The organism is Myxococcus sp. CA051A (assembly GCF_013336705.1).
GTDB classification, from domain to species: domain Bacteria; phylum Myxococcota; class Myxococcia; order Myxococcales; family Myxococcaceae; genus Myxococcus; species Myxococcus llanfairpwllgwyngyllgogerychwyrndrobwllllantysiliogogogochensis.
In genome coordinates this window covers 177,007-194,935 of record NZ_JABUMS010000016.1, presented here as the reverse complement: position 1 = coordinate 194,935, position 17,929 = coordinate 177,007, and the positions used below count along the sequence as shown (strand labels likewise).

At 69.5% G+C, this 17,929-nt stretch carries 14 protein-coding genes; all 14 read left to right on the top strand.

All coding sequences use genetic code 11. From position 1 onward, the window contains the following. The first annotated feature begins 57 nt into the window (after positions 1–57). The 14 genes from nusA (at position 58) to purB (ending at position 17,900) form a co-directional block, all read left to right on the top strand. The gene (gene nusA / locus HUA74_RS35545) at positions 58–1,758 is read left to right on the top strand and encodes a transcription termination factor NusA (protein WP_141647290.1); all 1,701 of its coding nucleotides are present in this window, start codon (positions 58–60) and stop codon (positions 1,756–1,758) included. A gap of 91 nt (positions 1,759–1,849) precedes the next feature. Then, positions 1,850–2,068: a YlxR family RNase P modulator gene (locus tag HUA74_RS35540; protein WP_246137650.1), complete on the top strand. Its 219-nt coding sequence runs from the start codon at positions 1,850–1,852 to the stop codon at positions 2,066–2,068. A gap of 137 nt (positions 2,069–2,205) precedes the next feature. After that, on the top strand, positions 2,206–5,388 hold the full coding sequence (gene infB, locus HUA74_RS35535; protein ID WP_174458115.1) for a translation initiation factor IF-2: 3,183 nt from the start codon (positions 2,206–2,208) through the stop codon (positions 5,386–5,388). A gap of 108 nt (positions 5,389–5,496) precedes the next feature. Beyond that, positions 5,497–6,105, top strand: a complete 609-nt coding sequence (locus HUA74_RS35530; RefSeq protein ID WP_174458114.1) for a DUF503 domain-containing protein — start codon at positions 5,497–5,499, stop codon at positions 6,103–6,105. Beyond that, entirely contained in the window at positions 6,102–6,461 is a 360-nt protein-coding gene (gene rbfA, locus HUA74_RS35525) for a 30S ribosome-binding factor RbfA (RefSeq protein ID WP_141644243.1), read from the top strand. The genes HUA74_RS35530 and rbfA overlap by 4 nt, the downstream gene beginning before the upstream one ends. Before the next feature lie 32 nt (positions 6,462–6,493). Then, complete coding sequence (truB, locus tag HUA74_RS35520; protein ID WP_174458113.1) at positions 6,494–7,369, top strand: tRNA pseudouridine(55) synthase TruB; 876 nt, start codon at positions 6,494–6,496, stop codon at positions 7,367–7,369. A 209-nt stretch (positions 7,370–7,578) separates the two neighbouring features. Next, positions 7,579–7,848 (top strand): 30S ribosomal protein S15, encoded by a 270-nt coding sequence (rpsO, locus tag HUA74_RS35515; protein ID WP_141644273.1) that lies wholly within the window; start codon positions 7,579–7,581, stop codon positions 7,846–7,848. A 376-nt stretch (positions 7,849–8,224) separates the two neighbouring features. Then, positions 8,225–10,396, top strand: coding sequence for a polyribonucleotide nucleotidyltransferase (gene pnp / locus HUA74_RS35510; RefSeq protein WP_174458112.1), 2,172 nt, complete (start codon positions 8,225–8,227; stop codon positions 10,394–10,396). Positions 10,397–10,559: 163 nt separating this feature from the next. Further along, positions 10,560–11,366 carry a hypothetical protein gene (locus tag HUA74_RS35505; RefSeq protein WP_141644246.1) on the top strand — a complete coding sequence of 269 codons (807 nt, stop codon included), beginning with the start codon at positions 10,560–10,562 and terminating at the stop codon, positions 11,364–11,366. Between the two features lie 8 nt (positions 11,367–11,374). After that, the gene (locus tag HUA74_RS35500; protein ID WP_174458111.1) at positions 11,375–12,385 is read left to right on the top strand and encodes a M23 family metallopeptidase; all 1,011 of its coding nucleotides are present in this window, start codon (positions 11,375–11,377) and stop codon (positions 12,383–12,385) included. A gap of 134 nt (positions 12,386–12,519) precedes the next feature. After that, entirely contained in the window at positions 12,520–12,975 is a 456-nt protein-coding gene (gene dut, locus HUA74_RS35495) for a dUTP diphosphatase (protein ID WP_174458137.1), read from the top strand. 112 nt (positions 12,976–13,087) lie between these two features. Beyond that, on the top strand, positions 13,088–15,649 hold the full coding sequence (locus tag HUA74_RS35490; protein WP_174458110.1) for an SUMF1/EgtB/PvdO family nonheme iron enzyme: 2,562 nt from the start codon (positions 13,088–13,090) through the stop codon (positions 15,647–15,649). After that, the gene (locus HUA74_RS35485; protein WP_174458109.1) at positions 15,646–16,590 is read left to right on the top strand and encodes an ABC transporter substrate-binding protein; all 945 of its coding nucleotides are present in this window, start codon (positions 15,646–15,648) and stop codon (positions 16,588–16,590) included. The genes HUA74_RS35490 and HUA74_RS35485 overlap by 4 nt, the downstream gene beginning before the upstream one ends. Further along, positions 16,587–17,900: an adenylosuccinate lyase gene (gene purB / locus HUA74_RS35480; protein ID WP_141644250.1), complete on the top strand. Its 1,314-nt coding sequence runs from the start codon at positions 16,587–16,589 to the stop codon at positions 17,898–17,900. Before HUA74_RS35485 ends, purB begins: the two co-directional genes overlap by 4 nt. Positions 17,901–17,929: the final 29 nt, after the last annotated feature.

Sequence of the window (17,929 nt, the reverse complement as noted above, 5' to 3'; positions counted from 1 at the left end):
CGACATACAGGGCACCCTGCCGCGCGGGGGGCCCGTGGACCCATTCAGGAGAAGACAATGCCTACGCAACAAGCCAACCCGACCGTCAACCTCAACCTTGTCCTGGACCAGGTCGCCAAGGACAAGGGCATCGACCGGGCTGTGCTGATTGCCACCCTCGAGGATGCGATGAAGACCGCGGCCAAGAAGCACTTTGGCCAGGACCGCAACCTCGAGGCCAAGTACGACGCGGACAAGGGCGTGGTGGAGCTGTTCCAGGCCATCACCGTGGTCGAGGAGATCACCGACCCGGTTCAAGCGGTCAATCAGATCAACCTGACCGAGTCGCACAAGAAGGGCATGGAAGTGGAGCCCGGCGACGAGCTCGTCTTCCAGATCTTCTACCGGGACGAGGACGCCAACGAGGCCAAGGCCCAGGACGACCAGTACGGCGACATCCTCCGGCTGAAGACCTTCCGCCGCGGCTTCGGCCGTATCGCCGCGCAGACGGCCAAGCAGGTCATCCTGCAGCGCACGCGGGACGCGGAGCGCGAGAACGTCTTCAACGAGTACAAGGACCGCAAGAACGAGATCGTCACCGGCATCGCCCGCCGGTTCGAGCGCGGCAACATCATCGTGGACCTGGGCCGCGCCGAGGCCGTGCTGCCGGTGCGCGAGCAGGTCCCGCGAGAGACGTACCGCCCCGGCGACCGCGTCCAGGCCTACGTGCTGGACGTGCTGCGCGAGTCCAAGGGCCCGCAGATCGTCCTCAGCCGCGCCTCCGTGAACCTGCTCACCAAGCTGTTCGAGATGGAGGTGCCCGAAATCGCCGAGGGCATCGTCGTCATCGAGGCGGCCGCGCGTGAGCCGGGTGGCCGCGCGAAGATCGCCGTCTCCAGCCGCGACTCGGACGTGGACCCGGTGGGCGCGTGCGTGGGCATGAAGGGCAGTCGCGTGCAGGCGGTGGTGCAGGAGCTGCGCGGGGAGAAGATCGACATCGTCCCGTACGATGAAGACCCGGCGCGCTTCGTGTGCTCGGCGCTGGCGCCCGCGGAGGTCAGCCGCGTCATCATCGACGAGGCCAACCACGCCATGGAGCTCATCGTCCCGGACGACCAGCTCAGCCTGGCCATTGGCCGGCGCGGACAGAACGTGCGCCTGGCGGCCCAGCTGACGGGCTGGAAGCTGGACATCAACAGCGAGAGCCGCGTGCGCGAGATGCGCGAGTTCGCCAGTCGCTCGCTGGGTGCGCTGCCGGGCGTCAACGAGATGCTGGTGGAGACGCTCTACGCCCACGGCTTCCGGCAGGCCCGGGACGTGGCGGAGGCCAACGCGGAGATGCTGGCGCAGATCCCCGGTGTGGACCCCGCCCGTGTCCCCTCCATGCAGGAGGAGGCCCGCAGGCGCATGGTGGAAGACCAGGCGGAGCTGTCCCGCATGGATTATGAAAGGGAGCAGGCCCGGCTGGCCGAGGCGCGCCGCCACCCCGACGAGCTGTCCCAGACCGAGCGCATGGCTCGCGTGCGCGGCGTTGGCGAGAAGACCATCGAACAGCTCGTGGCGTCCGGCTACCGCACGGTGGAGGACATCGCCAACGAGAAGGACCTGGCGAAGCTGGGCGACGTTCCGGGTGTGGGCATCAAGAAGGCCCGCCAGCTCAAGAGCGCGGCGGAAAACTACCTCGTGGAGGAGGCCAAGCTGCGCACGGAGCTGAACGCCGAGCGCGGTATTACGACGGCGACCCTGGACGGTGGCGCGGAAGCCACCAAGTCGCCGTAAGCTAGGAAGAGTGAAGAGGAGAGGGGATGTGGGGCGCCCAGCAGGTCGCTTGGTACCAGCGGAGCAGAGCGCGCGGTCAGGCCCGGTCCGGATGTGCGTCGGATGCGGGTCCAAGCGACCGCAGGCGGAGCTCACCCGGTTCGTGATAGGGCCTGGGGGCGCTGTCGTGGTGGACAGGGAGCGGCGGCTGCCCGGACGGGGCGCCTACCTGTGCGGTGTCGGTTGTATGACGGCAGCGCTGAAGCGGAAGGCGTTTGGTCGGGCCTTTCGCGGGAAGGCGGGGTTGGTAGACCCGTCGCAGCTCGGGTAGGCATAGGAGCCTGCGCCATGAGGGCGGAGGGGTGTTGGGGGGGAGTGGGTGTTAAGGACCACTCGCACACATTTTCGGGTTTGAGCTAGGGTGCTGCGCCCCGGAGTCGCCGGGTGCGGCAGGCCAACAAGGGCAATATGTCGAAGAAGCGCGTCCACGAAATCGCCAAGGAGCTCAAGGGCCACGGCATTGAGCTCGACAACAAGGAGGTCGTAAACGAGCTGTCCGCGCTCGGTTACGACGTCAAGAGCCATTCGTCCTCCCTCGATGACGACCAGGCGACCGCCGCCGTCCAGAAGATCCTGGACAAGCGCAAGCCGAAGCAGGCAGCGCCTCCCGTGACGGCGAAGGGGTTCGTGGTGCGCCGCAAGGTGGGCCCGCCCGCGGGCTCCGCCGAAGCGGGCATGGAGTCGCACTCCGCGGACTCCCATGACCACTACGATTCCGGACCCGTTGAGTCCGCTCATCCCCCCGTCGAGGCCTACCAGCCTCCCGAGGAGGCGCCTCGCGCCGTGGAGCCCCCGCCCGTCGCTGTCGAGACGGCTCCGGCTCCCTCCGTGGAGGAGTCTCCCGCCGTCACCGCCGCGCCCGCGGCTCCGACGGCTCCCCCGGTGACCGAGCAGCAGCCCGCTCAGGCCGCCACGCCTCCAGCCGCAACGGAGGCCCCCAAGGCCCCGGTCGAGGCGCCTCGCGCCCCCGCCGTTCCCCCAGCTGCCGCCGCGCAGCCTCGTTCCCCTTCTCAGGAGAGTACCCACTTGCCCCAACCCCCTCCGCGCTCGCCGGTTCCGCCGACTGTCCGGACGTCTTCTCCCCCGTCTTCGTCCGCGACCGTCGTGTCTCGGGGCCCCGCGCCGGGCTACGGGCAGCGGAGCGGTCCCTCGGGCGGTGGTCGTCCGGGTGGCCCGGGTGGTCCTGGTGGACGTCCCGGTGGTCCGGGCGGTCCGGGTGGGCGTCCCGGTGGTCCGGGCGGTCCGGGTGGACGTCCCGGTGGTCCGGGCGGTCCGGGTGGGCGTCCCGGTGGTCCGGGCGGTCGTCCGAGCTATCCGTCGTACCAGAGCCAGAGCACGCGTCCCGGCCAGGGGCCGGTGCGTCCCAGCTCCGCTCCTGGAGCGCAGGCCTCCGCGGGTGGCACCGCCGCGCCGCAGGGTCCCACCATCATGGTGGGCGGTGTGCCGCACGCCCAGGTGTCTCCGACGGGCGGTCAGGCGCGTCCCACGGCCACTCAGGCCGTCGTCATCTCGCGCCCGCTCATCCAGGTGCGTCGGGTCACCCCCACGGCCGGCCAGGCGAAGCAGTACCCCATGGCTCCGGGCCGCGCGGGCATCCCCGAGCGCCGTGAGTACAAGGTGGTTCCGGACCATCTGGGCCGGGGCCGCGAACTGGTGGACGTCTCCAAGAACAAGGAGCGTGGCCAGCGCAAGCGCACCAGTGGCGATACGACCAGCGTGTCCAAGCAGGAACTGACGGACATGGTCTGGGGCCGCGTCACCATCCCCATCCGTGGCAAGAAGAAGAAGCCCACGAAGAAGGGCGCCAAGACGCAGATCACCCAGATGGCCGAGGAGAAGAAGGTCATCAAGCTGCAGGAGGGCATTTCGGTGTCCGACCTGGGCCAGCGCATGGGTATCCGCAGCGCGGAGCTCATCAAGAAGCTGATGGCGCAGGGGAAGATGGCCACGGCCAACCAGCTGGTGGACGCCGACACGGCGGAGACCATCGCCAGCGACTACGGCTGGAAGATCGAGCGCGTGGGCTTCGAGGTGGAAGACTACCTGCCCGAGGTGGAGGCCCGTCCCGAGGACGAGCGTCCGCGTCCGCCGGTCGTCACCATCATGGGCCACGTCGACCACGGCAAGACGAGCTTGCTGGACGCCATCCGCAGCGCCAACGTGGCGTCGGGCGAGGCGGGCGGCATCACCCAGCACATCGGCGCGTACAGCATCACCACCGCGCGGGGTGACGTCACCTTCCTGGATACGCCGGGTCACGAGGCCTTCACGTCCATGCGCGCCCGCGGCGCCAACGTGACGGACATCGTGGTGCTGGTGGTGGCCGCCGACGACGGCGTGATGCCGCAGACGGTGGAGGCCATCAAGCACGCGAAGGCGGCGGAAGTCCCCATCGTCGTCGCCATCAACAAGATGGACGTACCCGGCGCCAACCCGGACCGCGTGAAGAAGGACCTGGCCGCCCACGAGCTCGTCCCGGAAGAGTGGGGCGGCGACACCATCATGGTTCCCGTCTCGGCCAAGACGAAGCAGAACCTGGACCTGCTGCTGGAGAACCTGGCGCTGCAGGCCGAGGTCCTCGAACTCACGTCCAACCCGAACCGCCCGTCGGTCGGCGCCATCATCGAGGCCAAGCTGGACCGCGGCCGTGGCCCGGTCGCCACGGTGCTGGTGCAGGAAGGCACGCTCAAGCTGGGCGACGCCGTCGTCACCGGCTCGCACTACGGCCGAGTCCGCGCGATGAACAACAGCCGCGGCGAGATGGTGAAGGAAGTCAAGCCGGGCTACTGCGCGGAGGTCATCGGCCTGTCCGGTGTTCCCACCGCGGGCGACGCCATCAACGTGGTGGCGGACGAGAAGGCGGCCAAGCAGATCGCCGAGCACCGCAACATGAAGGAGCGGCAGACCGAGCTCGGCAAGGTCAGCCGTGAGTCCCTGGAGCAGTTGTTCGCCAAGACGAAGGCGGGCGGCGGTCCCAAGGAGCTGCGCGTCGTCATCAAGGCGGACGTGCAGGGCTCGGCCGAGGCCGTCAAGCAGGCCGTCCAGAAGCTCTCCACCCACAAGGTCAAGGTGGAGGTCGTCCACTCCGGAGTGGGCGCCATCACCGAGGGCGACGTGATGCGGGCGGCCGCCTCCAAGGGCGTGGTGCTCGGCTTCAACGTCCACCCGGAGTCGGGTGCGGAGGCCGCGGCCAAGGCTCAGGAAGTCAACCTGCAGAGCTACACCATCATCTACGAGCTCATCGACGGGGTGCGCTTGGAGATGGAGGGCCTGCTGGAGCCCATCCGCACGGAGAAGAAGCTGGGCCGCGCGGAGGTCCGCAACACCTTCAACGTTCCTCGCCTGGGCACCATCGCCGGCGCGGCGGTGTTGGATGGTGTGATGAAGCGAGGCGCCATCGTTCGCCTCATCCGCGAGAACAAGCAGCTGTTCGCCGGGAAGATGGCGTCGCTGCGGCGCTTCAAGGACGACGTCAAGGAGGTCGCTCAGGGCTTCGAGTGCGGTATCGGCATCGAGAACTTCAACGACCTCAAGGCCGGCGACATCATCGAGGCCTACGAGATCGAAGAGACCCGGCAGAGCCTCACCTAGTCTTCCGCCGCGTGTCCTCTCGCCCCCGGGAAGGCCCCACCTTCCCGGGGAGGTTTCGCCCTGGGGGCCTCGCGCAGTCGCCAGGTCCCCCGGGGTCGGGGGATTGGCATGTTCGTAGGTGTCGCACGTCTGACCCTCCAGATTCCGGACAGCGGCTCGCTGAAGTCCAAGCGACAGGTGTTGCGCCGGGTGACGGACCGGGTGAAGGCCCGCTTCAACGTGGCCGTGGCCGAGGTGGACGACCAGGACCTCTGGCAGAAGGCCTCGCTTGCCCTCTCGGTGGTGGGCAATGACCGCCGCCACGTGGACGAGCAGTTGGAGAAGGTCATCCACTTCATCGAGGAGATGTACGTGGCCCCGCTGATGGCGCGGGAGACGGAAATCCTCGCCTTTGGAGATCAGCTCTTCGCCGCGGGCAACACCGCGGATTCCAGGGCCCCGCGGTCCGCTCTGGACGACGAAGACGAAGCACCGCTGTCGCCGGAAGCGGCGGCGGCCCAGTCGGAGGCGGCGATCGCTCGCTTCCTGCGGGGCGAGCGGGCCTCCCTGGCGGAGGCCGAGGGGTTGGGTGAGTGGGAGCGCCGTCATGACGGCGACAACGACGGCGACCCCGGTACGGGTCGCCCGTCACCGTCGGGCGGTGGACGGATGACGCTGGACGAGGCGCGGGTTCGAGCCCGCTCCCTGCGCAACCCGCGAGACTGGGAGAAGAAATGACGACGCATTCCCGACCCGAGCGAGTGGGGCAGGAAATCCAGGTGGCCATCGGCGACCTGCTGACCCGGGGCGAGCTGAGAGATCCGCGCATCGGCTACATCACGATTACCGGGGTGAAGGTCTCCCCGGACCTGCGTGTGGCCCGTGTCTTCTATTCGATGATTGGCACGGCCGAGGAGCGCTCGGACACGCAGAAGGGGCTGGAGGCGGCCAAGGGCTTCGTGCGCCGCCACGTCACGTCGGCCGTCAACCTGCGCGTGTCGCCGGAGATCTTCTTCTCGTTCGACGAGTCCGTGGGCGAGGGGGACAAGATCGACCGTCTGCTTCGCGAGGTCCGGAGCAAGGAAGGCTGGTAGTTCCAGCCCCGGGCCCACAATATTGGCGCGACATGGACGGCGTCCTCGTCATCGATAAGCCCTCTGGCCCCACGTCCTTCGACGTGGTGCGACAGGTGCGCTCGCTGTTGAAGATCAAGAAGGTGGGCCACACGGGGACGTTGGACCCCATGGCCACCGGAGTGTTGCCCCTGTGTCTGGGAGAGGCCACCAAGGTGGCCGGCTTCATCACCGAGGGCGACAAGGCCTACGACGCCACGGTGCGCCTGGGGGCGGAGACGGACACCCAGGACGCGCAGGGGCAGGTGACGGCGCGCGCGCCGGTGCCCGTGTTGACGCCCGCACTCCTGGAGGCCGCGCTGTCGCGCTTCCGGGGGAGTTTCGACCAGGTCCCGCCCATGTATTCGGCGGTGAAGGTGGCCGGCAAGCGCCTGTACGAGCTGGCCCGCGCGGGTGAGGAAGTGGAGCGCGCCGCCCGCCACGTGACGGTGTACGAACTGGTGCTGCGGGACTTCTCCGCGGACCGGCTCCATCTGTCCGTGCGCTGCTCCAAGGGCTTCTTCGTGCGCACCCTGGCCTTCGACCTGGGACGGGTGCTGGGCTGCGGGGCACACCTGGAGGCGCTGCGGCGCACGGCCAGCGGGCCGTTCCCCCTGGCACGCTCGCTGCCGCTGGCGGACGTGCCTGCCCTGCTGAAGGACGGGACGCTGGCCTCACGGCTGGTGCCCATCGCCGAGGCCCTGGTCGACCTGCCCGAGGTGCGGGTAGGGGCCGACGACGCCAAGCGCGTGTCGCACGGCGTGCCGGTGGAGGTTTCTCCCTCCTCGCTGCGCCCAGGGAGGCTGCGCGTGACGGGCCCCGACGGCGCGCTGCTGGCGGTGGCGGAGGGCGTGGGCGGACGGCTGCGGTACCTGCGAGTGCTCGTCTAGGCCCGGCTGCCCCCTGGCTGTGCGTCTTCACACGCTCCACCCCCTGTGAGGCGCACGGGCAGGCGTCCAAGGTTGACCCTGGGTAGGGTGAAGCTTATAAGCCCCCCGCTCGTTAGAAGTGGAGCATGAGACCCGGTCTGTACCCCTCCGCGGACCTGGGCGACTCAAGTGGAATCACTCCGGAGCGGGGTACGAAAGACGAGAATCACATGTCGCTGCATCAGGAGCGCAAGTCGGAGCTGGTGACGAAGTTCAGGACCCACGAGACGGACACCGGGTCCCCTGAAGTGCAGGTGGCGCTGCTGTCCGAGCGCATCAACCAGCTCACCGAGCACTTCAAGACGCACAAGAAGGACCACCACTCCCGCCGCGGTCTGCTGAAGCTGGTCGGTCAGCGTCGCCGGCTTCTGGACTACCTGAAGTCGAAGGACGTCACCCGCTACAAGAAGCTCATCGAGAGCCTCGGCATCCGCAAGTAGGCATCTCGGCAGGACCCGGGGCGCTGGTTCAACCAGCGCCCCGCGCGTTTCAGACGTTGAAGTGGCAGCAGAGAAGCAGTTGAGAAGCGGTGGGTGGTGGCGGGCGAGGGAGTGGTGCCGACGGAGGTTTTGGTTTCCGTTCGGACCGGCTGACACGGTTGTCGGCCGGTGCGATCAGGGATCAAAAGTTCCGAGACATCCCTCCGGCGCTCCGCAAGCGCCCTTCCGCAGTACAGGCTGGCGGTTGCCTGTCATGTGCCTGTTTCGGGCCTTGGCGACCGCTCATACACCCCGAGGGCCCTCCCGGGGTGCCAGGTCCCTTGCGGGCCAGGTGCGTGCGGTGGGGTCCTCGCCCGAAGAATACCGAGGCAAGGACATGCTGAAGAAGAGCGTCAAGATTGGCGAGAGCGAGCTGAGCATCGAAGTGGGTCGTCTGGCCAAGCAGGCGGATGGCTCCGTGGTGGTTCGCTATGGCGACACCATGCTGCTCGTGACGGCGGTGAGCGCGCGGGAGAAGAAGGACATCGACTTCCTGCCGCTGACGGTGGAGTACCAGGAGAAGCTGTACTCGGCGGGCCGCATCCCCGGCAGCTACTTCAAGCGCGAGGGCCGGCTGACGGAGAAGGAGACGCTGGCCTCCCGCGTGGTGGACCGCTCCCTGCGTCCGCTGTTCCCGGAAGGCTACGCGTACGAGACGCAGGTCATCGCCAGCGTCATCTCCGCGGACCCGGAGAACGAGGGCGACGTGCACGGCATCACCGGCGCCTCCGCGGCGCTGTGGGTGTCGGACATCCCGTTCGACGGTCCCCTCGCCGGCATCCGCGTGGGCCGCGTGGGCGGTCAGCTGGTGGCCAACCCCACCGCGAAGCAGCGTGAGCAGAGCGACCTGGACCTGGTCATGGCGGTCAGCCGCAAGGCCATCGTCATGGTGGAAGGCGGCGCGGAAGAGGTGACCGAGGCGGACATGGTCGCCGCGCTGGACTTCGGCTTCCAGGCCGCCCAGCCCGCGCTGGACCTGCAGGACGAGCTGCGCCGCGAGCTGAACAAGACGGTTCGCTCGTTCGACAAGCCGGCCACCGTGGACGAGGGCCTGCGCTCCAAGGTGCGTGAGCTGGCGATGAACGGCATCAAGGCCGGCTACGCCATCAAGGAGAAGGGCGCCCGCTACGAGTCGCTCTCCAAGACGAAGAAGGAGACCATCGCGAAGCTCAAGGAGCAGCTCGCCGAGGCCTACTCCCCGCTGGTGGAGAAGCACGCCAAGCAGGTGGTGGAAGACCTCAAGTACGAGCACATGCGCGAGATGACGGTCAACGGTGGCCGCATCGGCGACCGCGGTCACGACGTGGTCCGCACGATTACGAACGAAGTGGGCGTGCTGCCGCGCACCCACGGCAGCGCGGTCTTCACCCGTGGCGAGACGCAGGCGCTCGTGGTGGCCACGCTGGGCACCAGCGATGACGAGCAGCGGCTGGAGATGCTGGGTGGCATGTCCTTCAAGCGCTTCATGCTGCACTACAACTTCCCCCCGTTCAGCGTGAATGAGACGAAGCCGCTGCGCGGCCCGGGCCGTCGTGAAATCGGCCACGGCGCGCTGGCGGAGCGCGCGCTGCGCAACATGGTGCCCAAGAGCGAGTCCTTCCCGTACACGGTTCGCCTCGTGTCGGACATCCTCGAGTCCAACGGCTCCTCGTCCATGGCCTCCGTGTGCGGTGGCACGCTGGCGCTGATGGACGCGGGTGTCCCCATCACCTCGCCGGTGGCCGGCATCGCCATGGGTCTGGTGAAGGAGGGCGACAAGATCGCCATCCTGTCGGACATCCTCGGTGACGAGGACCACCTGGGCGACATGGACTTCAAGGTGTGCGGCACCAGCAAGGGCATCACGTCCATCCAGATGGACATCAAGATCACCGGCCTCACGACGGAGATCATGAGCCGCGCGCTGGAGCAGGCGCGTCAGGGCCGCATCCACATCCTGGGCGAGATGCTCAAGACGCTGGCGCAGCCCCGCAAGGAAATCAGCCAGTACGCGCCCCGCATCACCACCATCCAGATTCGTCCCGAGTTCATCAAGAACGTCATCGGGCCGGGCGGCAAGGTCATCAAGGACATCATCGCTCGCACGGGCGCGGCGATTAACATCGAGGACTCCGGCCGGGTGGACATCGCCAGCGCGAACGGCGAGGCCGTGAAGGCCGCCATCGCGATGATTCAGGCGCTGACCCGCGAGGCGGAAATCGGGAAGATCTACACGGGCACCGTGCGGAAGATCGCCGAGTTCGGCGCCTTCGTGGAGCTGTTCCCGGGCACCGACGGCCTCATCCACATCTCCGAGCTGTCCGACAAGCGCGTCAAGAGCGTCTCCGACGTGCTGAGGGAGGGCGACGAGGTGCTGGTGAAGGTCGTCAGCATCGACAAGACGGGCAAGATTCGCCTGTCGCGCAAGGAGGCGATGGCGGAGCGCGCGGCGACCCAGCAGCAGGGTGCCGCTGACGCTGTCGCCGCGCAGCCGGCCCCCGAGGCCACCCAGCCCGACGCGAAGGCCTGATTGACGCCTCGCTCCCGGGTCTCCTCACGAGGTCCGGAGTAGCTCCAACGCCCCCTTCCGCCTCCGCGCGGCAGGGGGCGTTTTCGTTTTGGCGGGCGCTGGCTTAGACCTGGAGCTGGGGGCCGTGCGTTGGAGGTGCGAGCCCCGCCTTCTGGAGGCCCCGTTGCCGCCCCGCCCGCCGCCCGCCGGACCCTCGACTTCCACTGGCTTCGTCACCGACGTCTCGCGCCTGCTGGGCGCCTTCCGGTGGGCCTTCATGCCCCTGGGGTTGCTGGCCCTGGTGGCGGTGGGCGTGCACGCGGCGGCGGACACGCTGGATGACCGGCTGGTGGCGGTGGTGGACCGCGTGGACGCGGCCTTCGACGGACTGGTGGGCCGCTACGACGTGACGGCCCCCATGGTGGAGTGGGTGTCGCTGGAGCTGCGCACGCGCATCGCTCGCATCCTGGCCCTGACGTGGGAGCTGGCCGCGGACCTGGTGCTGGCGCTGCCTGCCCTGGGCTACCGCGAGGCGACGGCGGCCGCCGTGAAGCCCGCGGAGTCGTGGCGCGCGGCGCTGGAGGGGCAGGAAGCAAAGCCTTCGTGGCGCGCGCTGTGGCAGCGCTGTCTGCGCCAGCCCACGCCCATGCGCTGGCTGCGCCCCCTGGCCACCGCGGCGGTGGTGGTGGCGGGCGCGTGCACGGTGGCGAAGCTGATGCAGGGCACGGTGTACCTGTCCTGGCGCGAGCTGATGGGGGACCAGGTCGCTGACTGGGGCGCGAGGGGCCTGGCGGTGGGGGCGCTGGTGGGCGTGTTGGCCACGCTCGGGTGGCGCGCGGTGCTGCGCAACCTCCAACACGCGGACGCGGCCTGCGCACAGGAGCGCGGCCGACGGGCCTTCACTCGAGGCCTTCTGGGATGCGCCGTGGTGGTGCCGCTGGCACTGGCCGCCGTGCTCGACGCCACTCCACTCGTTTCCTTCCTGCGCTGAGGACCGCCATGTTCCCAAGCCGCGCCAGGGGGCTGCTGGACTTCTGCATGGCGGTGCTGTGCGTGTGGACGGCGTACCACCACACTCCCGCGGGCGCGCTGGTGCGCAAGGCCTCCGCCTGGGCCTTCTCCTCGAAGAGCACCGCGCGGCCCCTGCTGGCGTACTACGACGGCATGACGGGCACCTCGCTGGTCGCGCCCATGCTGGCGCCCGAGGTGTCCCTGGTGCGCCCGCTGACGGATGCGGAGTCGCTGGCCTGGGGCACGCACCTGGCCTTGAAGGGCCTGGACGCGCGAGCGCGGGAGCCCTTCGCCGTGCTGGCCCAGGAGCTGGGGATTCCCATGGACCGGCTGTTGGACCCGGTGGAGGGGCCCGTCGCCGCGCGCAGACTCCACGCGGCGCTCGAGGCGGACTTCCCCCGCGAGGAGGCGCGCCTCACGGCCCTCTTCGTCGGCCGCATCCCCGCGCGATACGCCCAGGAGCGCGTGGTGGCGGAAGGTGGCGCGCCGACGCTGGAGTCACTGAACCGGCAGCTTCCTCCGGGTTTCGAGACGGCCTCGGTGGGCGCGGCGCAGGCGCTGGCGTTGTCCACCGCCTTCGGGCTCGCGTGGCCCGTGTCGGAGAGCGCCCGGGTGACGAGCCCCTTCGGCGAGCGGCACCACCCCGTGCTGGGAATGCGGCGGATGCACACGGGCGTGGACCTCAGCGTGCCCACGGGGACGGCGGTGTCGGCCGTGGCGGAGGGCGTGGTGCGGCGCGCGAGCGAGGACGCGGTGAATGGCCGCGTCCTGGTGCTGGACCATGGCCGTGGCGTGACGACGGCGTACTGCCACAACTCGGAGCTGCTGGTCCGGGTGGGCGAGCGGGTGGAGCGCGGACAGCTCATCGCCCGCTCCGGCAACACCGGGCGCTCCACGGGGCCCCACCTCCACTACCAGCTGGAACTCGCCTCCCGGCCCATGGACCCCCTCAAGTTCCGCGCCTCCGTCCGCGCCGTGTCCGGCGATTCCTCGCGCTGAGGATTCCAGCCAGGGCTCGAAGTCCGGGAGCGTGCCGAGTCTGGGGGCTTGCCGGGCTGTCGTCGCTTTCGCGGACTACCCGTGACGTTGGAGCGGGAACTGGAGACGGTGCAGGGGTGTGGTACATCGGCGCCATGGCCTCGTCCCTCACCGTGCAGGTGCGCCGCGTGCGTGCCCATCCGGAGCCCTTGCCGCTTCCCCGCTACGAGACGGAACTCGCCGCCGGGCTGGATTTGAGAGCGGACATCGAGGGGGAGCGGGTGCTCGCGCCGCTGGCGCGGATGGCGGTTCCCACGGGCCTCGCGCTGGGGCTCCCCCCGGGCTACGAGGGGCAGGTACGACCTCGCTCCGGGCTGGCGCTGCGCCACGGAATCACGCTGCTCAACTCCCCCGGGACGGTGGATGCGGACTACCGGGGGGAGGTGCAGGTCATCCTGGTGAATCTCTCCAGCGAGCCCTTCACCCTGCGTCGGGGCGACCGGGTGGCCCAACTGGTGGTGGCGCCGGTGACGTCCGCCACGCTGGAAGAAGTGGAGGTCCTCGACGCGACGTCGCGGGGGGGGAACGGCTTCGGTTCCACCGGCCGGTAGCGCGAGAGCCGACGGCATCGTTCCTTGATGACAGGGGAGCGTGCAGAATATGAGGCCGGACCGCACCCCCGCTCGCGGTCCTCCTTCGACCGGCCCCTGGAGTCCGACTGCTTTGCTCTGCTACCGCTGCGGCAGCCACGTCCCCGAGACGACCGACACCTGTCCCACCTGCGGGATGAAGTACGACGCGGCCGCGCGACAATCGGCCGGTGTCGTCCGCAAGCGCGGCCTGGAGGGCGCCCCCTACAAGCCAGGGGACGTCGTCGCAGGCCGCTACGCCATCCAGGAGGTGGTGGGCTCCGGCCCCATGGGCTTCGTCTTCCGCGCACAAGACGAGGAGATCGACGTCGAGGTCGCGCTGAAGACGGTCCACCCGCGACTCGTCCAGCAGCCCGAGGAGCGCACCCAGTTCTCGTTCTCCATGCGGGTGGGCAAGAAGCTCAACCACCCGAACCTGCTGCGCGTCTACGAAGAAGGGCTCGACGGTGAGCGGCCCTTCTTCACCATGCAGCTGCTGGAGGGGATGACGCTGCGGCGGATGATGGAGCAGCGCGCCTCGCGCGGGCAGCTCTTCTCGCTGAAGGACGTGGAGCCGCTGCTGGCGCAGATGGCGGCGGCGCTGGACGCGGCCCATCGCTTCGGCCCCCACTCCGACCTCAAGCCGGAGAACGTCATCGTCCTTCCGGACCTGCTGAAGGTGACGGACTACGGGCTCGGCCTCGCCGTGCCGCAGCTTCCCTTCGTCCAGGCGCAGAAGGGGCATCGCGCGGATATCTACGTCGCTCCCGAGTACGTGGCGGGCGGTGAGCTGGACACGCGCATGGACGTGTACTCGCTGGGCGTGGTGATGGGGGAGATGGTCGCGGGCCTCGTGCCCGTCGAGGGCGTGGTGCCCGGGTTGACGTCGCTGCACCCGGACCTGCCCACGTCCTTCGAGGCGCTCTACCGGCGCGCGCTCAACATCAACCCGCTGGCCCGTCCGAAGACGGCGGGTGAGCTGCACGCGGAGTTCGCCAGCATCCTCGCGCGCGCCCCCGCGGCGGTCGCCACGCACGTGCGCGGCGTGCCGCCTCCCGCGGGCTCGGCGCAGGCCGCCGCGGTGCGGATGTCCGCGCGTCCGCCGCCTCCGGTGCCCACGGACATGATGCCGGTGCCCACGGGCATCGTGACCTCGGCGCCGAAGCCTTCCGCGCCCGTCGAGGAGGAGCCGCCTCCGCCCGATGCCACGCAGCCGCTCGACGCGGCGACGCTGGCCGCCATCATCGGCGCGAACCCCGGCGCATCCCAGCACCTCACGGAGCAGGCGCTGCCGTTCATCACCGCGTCCGCCGCGCGGGCCGCCATGGATTCCCCTCAAGGTGGGCGCTCGGCTTCCGAAGCGTCGGCGAAGGGACGGGCTGCCTCGGAATCGTCGCAGGGGGGGCGTTCCTCCAGGGGAGCCTCCGAGCCCGCTCACGGTGGGCGCCTGCCCCCCGAGCCCGCTCGTGCGGGTGGGCCCGCACCGCGTGCCTCCGGACCGATGCCGGCTGCTCAGCCGCGCGCGGCGCCTCGGGCCCAGGAGTCGGACGCGGGGCAGGAGTCGGCCCCTGCTGTTTCCGGTGCCCGCTCGGCGCGCGCGTTGGAGTCCTCGCCTTCGGCCTCCGGGCCTCGGCCCATGTCGCGGACATTGGATGCGGCGCCCGCGGTGCCGGTGCCGGCCATCCGCACGGCGCGCACACTGGAGTCGCCCGCGGTGTCGGGGGCACGCACGGGGCCTCGCTCGCTCGACTTCCATCCTTCCATGTCGGGCGCTCGCACGTTGGACTCGCCCATGACCTCGGCGGCGCGTTCGGCGCCTCGCATCGCGCCCACCCACCGGGCCACGCGTCCGTCGAAGTCCTCGGCCTCCCGCCGTCGCTCGGCGTTCATCTGGATGGTGGTGTTGACCGTGGGCGGGCTCGCGCTGGGGGCCGGTGGCGGTTACCTGTTGCTGCGCTACCTGCGCTCGGCCCAGCGGACAGCGCCGGTGGTGCCCATGGGAGGGCCGTCCGCCCGCCAGGCGGCACCGGAAGCCAACGCTCCTCCCCTCGTCGCGCTGGCGGGAGGGTGTCCCGATGGCATGCGGTTGGTGAGTGGTGGGTTCTTCCGCCGGGGAAAGGCGCGGGACGACGACCAGGGGCAGGTGGAGGAGCCTTTCGAGGAAAGCATCCAGGTGGGCTCCTTCTGCATGGACGAGTTCGAGTACTCGAACTCGAACAAGCGGGGAGGGAGTCCTCGGGTGGAGGTGACCTGGGAACAGGCGCGCGGGCTGTGTGAGGCCGCGGAGAAGCGGCTCTGCACGGAAGAGGAGTGGGAGAAGGCATGCAAGGGACCGGGCAACGCGCGCTACGCATACGGCGACGATTACGTTCAAGGCGCGTGCAATACGAAGGTCTCGCTCCAGGAAACGCCTCCCACGGTCGCCCCCTCCGGGACGTTCACGCAATGCGTGTCACGGGGTTATGGCGTGGCGGACCTCTCCGGGAACGTGGCGGAGTGGACGAGCACCCGCGTCCCCAACCGGGGTGTCGTGCAGAAGGGCGGCTCGTTCAACGACTCGCAACTCGCCTCGAGGTGCAGCGCGCGCGCCTTCATCGCTCCAGAGAAGACCGCCCTCTCGGTCGGCTTCCGGTGCTGCGCGAGCGTGAAGCCATGAGCTGGCGGACCCTCGCGCTCCTGCTCCTGCTGGTGCCGGTGGTAGCGGGGGCTCAAGGGGCCGCCCGTCCCCGCGTGGTGGCGGTGAAGTCCGCCAACCTGGCGCCCTATGCCTCCGTCATCGCTGGCTTCGCCGCGGAGGCGCGCGCGGAGGTGCAGGAGATGACGCTGGACGAGAGTCCCGGCGCCGCCGCGCGCATCTTCAAGAAGCTGGCGGCCCAGAAGCCCGCGTTGGTGCTGGCCCTGGGGCCGCTGGCCGCCAACGCCGCGCGCCGCTCCCTGGGCGAGGACATCCCCGTCCTCTTCGCCATGGTGCCGTACTTCGAGAAGTACGGACTGGAAGGCCCCAACGTCACCGGCATCTCGCTCACCAGTGACCTGGGGCCGGAGCTGGAAGCACTGCTCGCGGTGGCGCCCAAGGCCCGGCGCGTGGGCATGGTGCATGACCCCCGCTTCTCCGCCAGCACCGTGACGCAGGCGCAGACGTCCGCCGCGTCCCGGAGCCTGTCCATCCTCCCGCTGGAGGTGGACTCACCGGGGAAGGTGGAGAAGGTGCTGGAGGGCGCCGCGGGCCGCGTGGACGCGCTGCTGATGGTGGCGGACAAGACGGTGGGCAACGCCGCCGTCGTGCAGCAGCTCATCGCCTTCGCGCAGGCGAAGCGGCTGCCGCTCGTGGCGCTCACGCCCAGCCAGGTGAAGGAGGGCGCGTCCCTCGCGCTGTCCCCCAGCCCCATGGCCATTGGCCTGCAAGCGGGGCGGCTGGCCAATCGCATCATCCACGAGAAGATTGACCCGGGGGCGCTGGCGGTGGCGCAGCCAGAGGGGTTGGACCTGTCCATCAATCTCACCACCGCCCGGAAGTTGGGTCCGTCCTCCGAGTCCGTGCTGGAGTTGCTCCGGTTCGCGGCGCGGAAGGACTTTGCCGTGAAGGTCTACGAGTGATTCCGCGATACAGCCGACAGGAGATGTCCAACCTCTGGAACGACGTGGCCCGCTTGCGCCGGTGGCGCGATGTGGAGCTCGCCGCGCTGGAGGGCATGGTGGAGGCGGGGCTGGCCCCGCGTGAGGCGCTGGAGGACTGTCTCCAGAAAGCCGGAGACTTCACGCCCGCGGATGCCGCGCGCATCGACGAAATCGAGCGCACCACCAAGCACGACGTCATCGCGTTCCTCACCTTCATGGAGGAGCGGGTGGGCCCCAGCGCCCGCTGGCTGCACCTGGGAATGACGTCCTCGGACGTGCTGGACACGTCCCTGGCGATGACGCTGCGCGACGCCGTGGACCTCATCCTCCAGGACATGGAGCGGGTGATGGCGGCGGTGGAGAAGCGCGCCTTCGAGCACAAGCACACGCTCCAGATGGGCCGCAGCCATGGCATCCACGCGGAGCCGGTGACGTTCGGCCACAAGCTGGCCATCTGGTACGACGAGCTTCGACGCGCCCGCACGCGCCTGCTGCACGCGCGGGAGACCATCGCCACGGGCAAGATTTCCGGCGCGGTGGGCACGTTCGCGCACCTGCCTCCGGCCGTGGAGGAGCACGTCTGCAAGAAGCTGGGCCTCAAGGCCGCGCCTGCCTCCAGCCAGGTGGTGCAGCGTGACAGGCACGCCGAGTACTTCACGGCGCTGGCGCTGTTGGGCTCCAGCATCGAGAAGTTCGCCGTGGAGATTCGCCACCTGCAGCGCACCGAGGTGCGCGAGGCGGAGGAGCCCTTCACCGCTGGACAGAAGGGCTCCAGCGCGATGCCACACAAGCGCAACCCCATCCTGTCGGAGAACCTCACGGGACTGGCGCGCCTGTTGCGCGGCTACGCGGTGAGCGCCATGGAGGACGTGGCGCTCTGGCACGAGCGGGACATCTCCCACTCCTCCGTGGAGCGTGTCATCGGCCCGGACGCCACCATCCTCGCGGACTTCATGCTGGTGCGCTTCGCCCGGCTGATGGAGGACCTGCGCGTCTACCCGGAGCAGATGAAGAAGAACCTGGAGCTGCTCGGCGGCGTGGTGAACTCGCAGCGGCTCCTGCTGGAGCTGGCGCGCAAGGGCATGGACCGGCAGGCCGCCTACGTCATCGTCCAGCGCAACGCGATGAAGCTCTACGAGGAGGGCGTGGACTTCCGGCAGGCGCTGCTCGCGGACGAGGACCTGCGCAAGATGATGACGCCCGAGGAGATCAACGACTGCTTCTCCCCGGGTTACCACACGCGGCACATGGACGACGTCTTCCGCCGCGTCTTCGGCCGGAGCGAGTAGCTCACGGCCGTCCCACAGGCTCGCTGGGA

Coding starts and splice junctions, on each gene's coding strand:
- HUA74_RS35485 (WP_174458109.1), top strand. CDS start 15,646: ATGAGCTGGCGGACCCTCGCGCTCCTGCTCCTGCTGGTGCCGGTGGTA.
- HUA74_RS35530 (WP_174458114.1), top strand. CDS start 5,497: ATGTTCGTAGGTGTCGCACGTCTGACCCTCCAGATTCCGGACAGCGGC.
- truB (WP_174458113.1), top strand. CDS start 6,494: ATGGACGGCGTCCTCGTCATCGATAAGCCCTCTGGCCCCACGTCCTTC.
- infB (WP_174458115.1), top strand. CDS start 2,206: ATGTCGAAGAAGCGCGTCCACGAAATCGCCAAGGAGCTCAAGGGCCAC.
- pnp (WP_174458112.1), top strand. CDS start 8,225: ATGCTGAAGAAGAGCGTCAAGATTGGCGAGAGCGAGCTGAGCATCGAA.
- nusA (WP_141647290.1), top strand. CDS start 58: ATGCCTACGCAACAAGCCAACCCGACCGTCAACCTCAACCTTGTCCTG.
- rbfA (WP_141644243.1), top strand. CDS start 6,102: ATGACGACGCATTCCCGACCCGAGCGAGTGGGGCAGGAAATCCAGGTG.
- dut (WP_174458137.1), top strand. CDS start 12,520: ATGGCCTCGTCCCTCACCGTGCAGGTGCGCCGCGTGCGTGCCCATCCG.
- HUA74_RS35540 (WP_246137650.1), top strand. CDS start 1,850: ATGTGCGTCGGATGCGGGTCCAAGCGACCGCAGGCGGAGCTCACCCGG.
- rpsO (WP_141644273.1), top strand. CDS start 7,579: ATGTCGCTGCATCAGGAGCGCAAGTCGGAGCTGGTGACGAAGTTCAGG.
- HUA74_RS35500 (WP_174458111.1), top strand. CDS start 11,375: ATGTTCCCAAGCCGCGCCAGGGGGCTGCTGGACTTCTGCATGGCGGTG.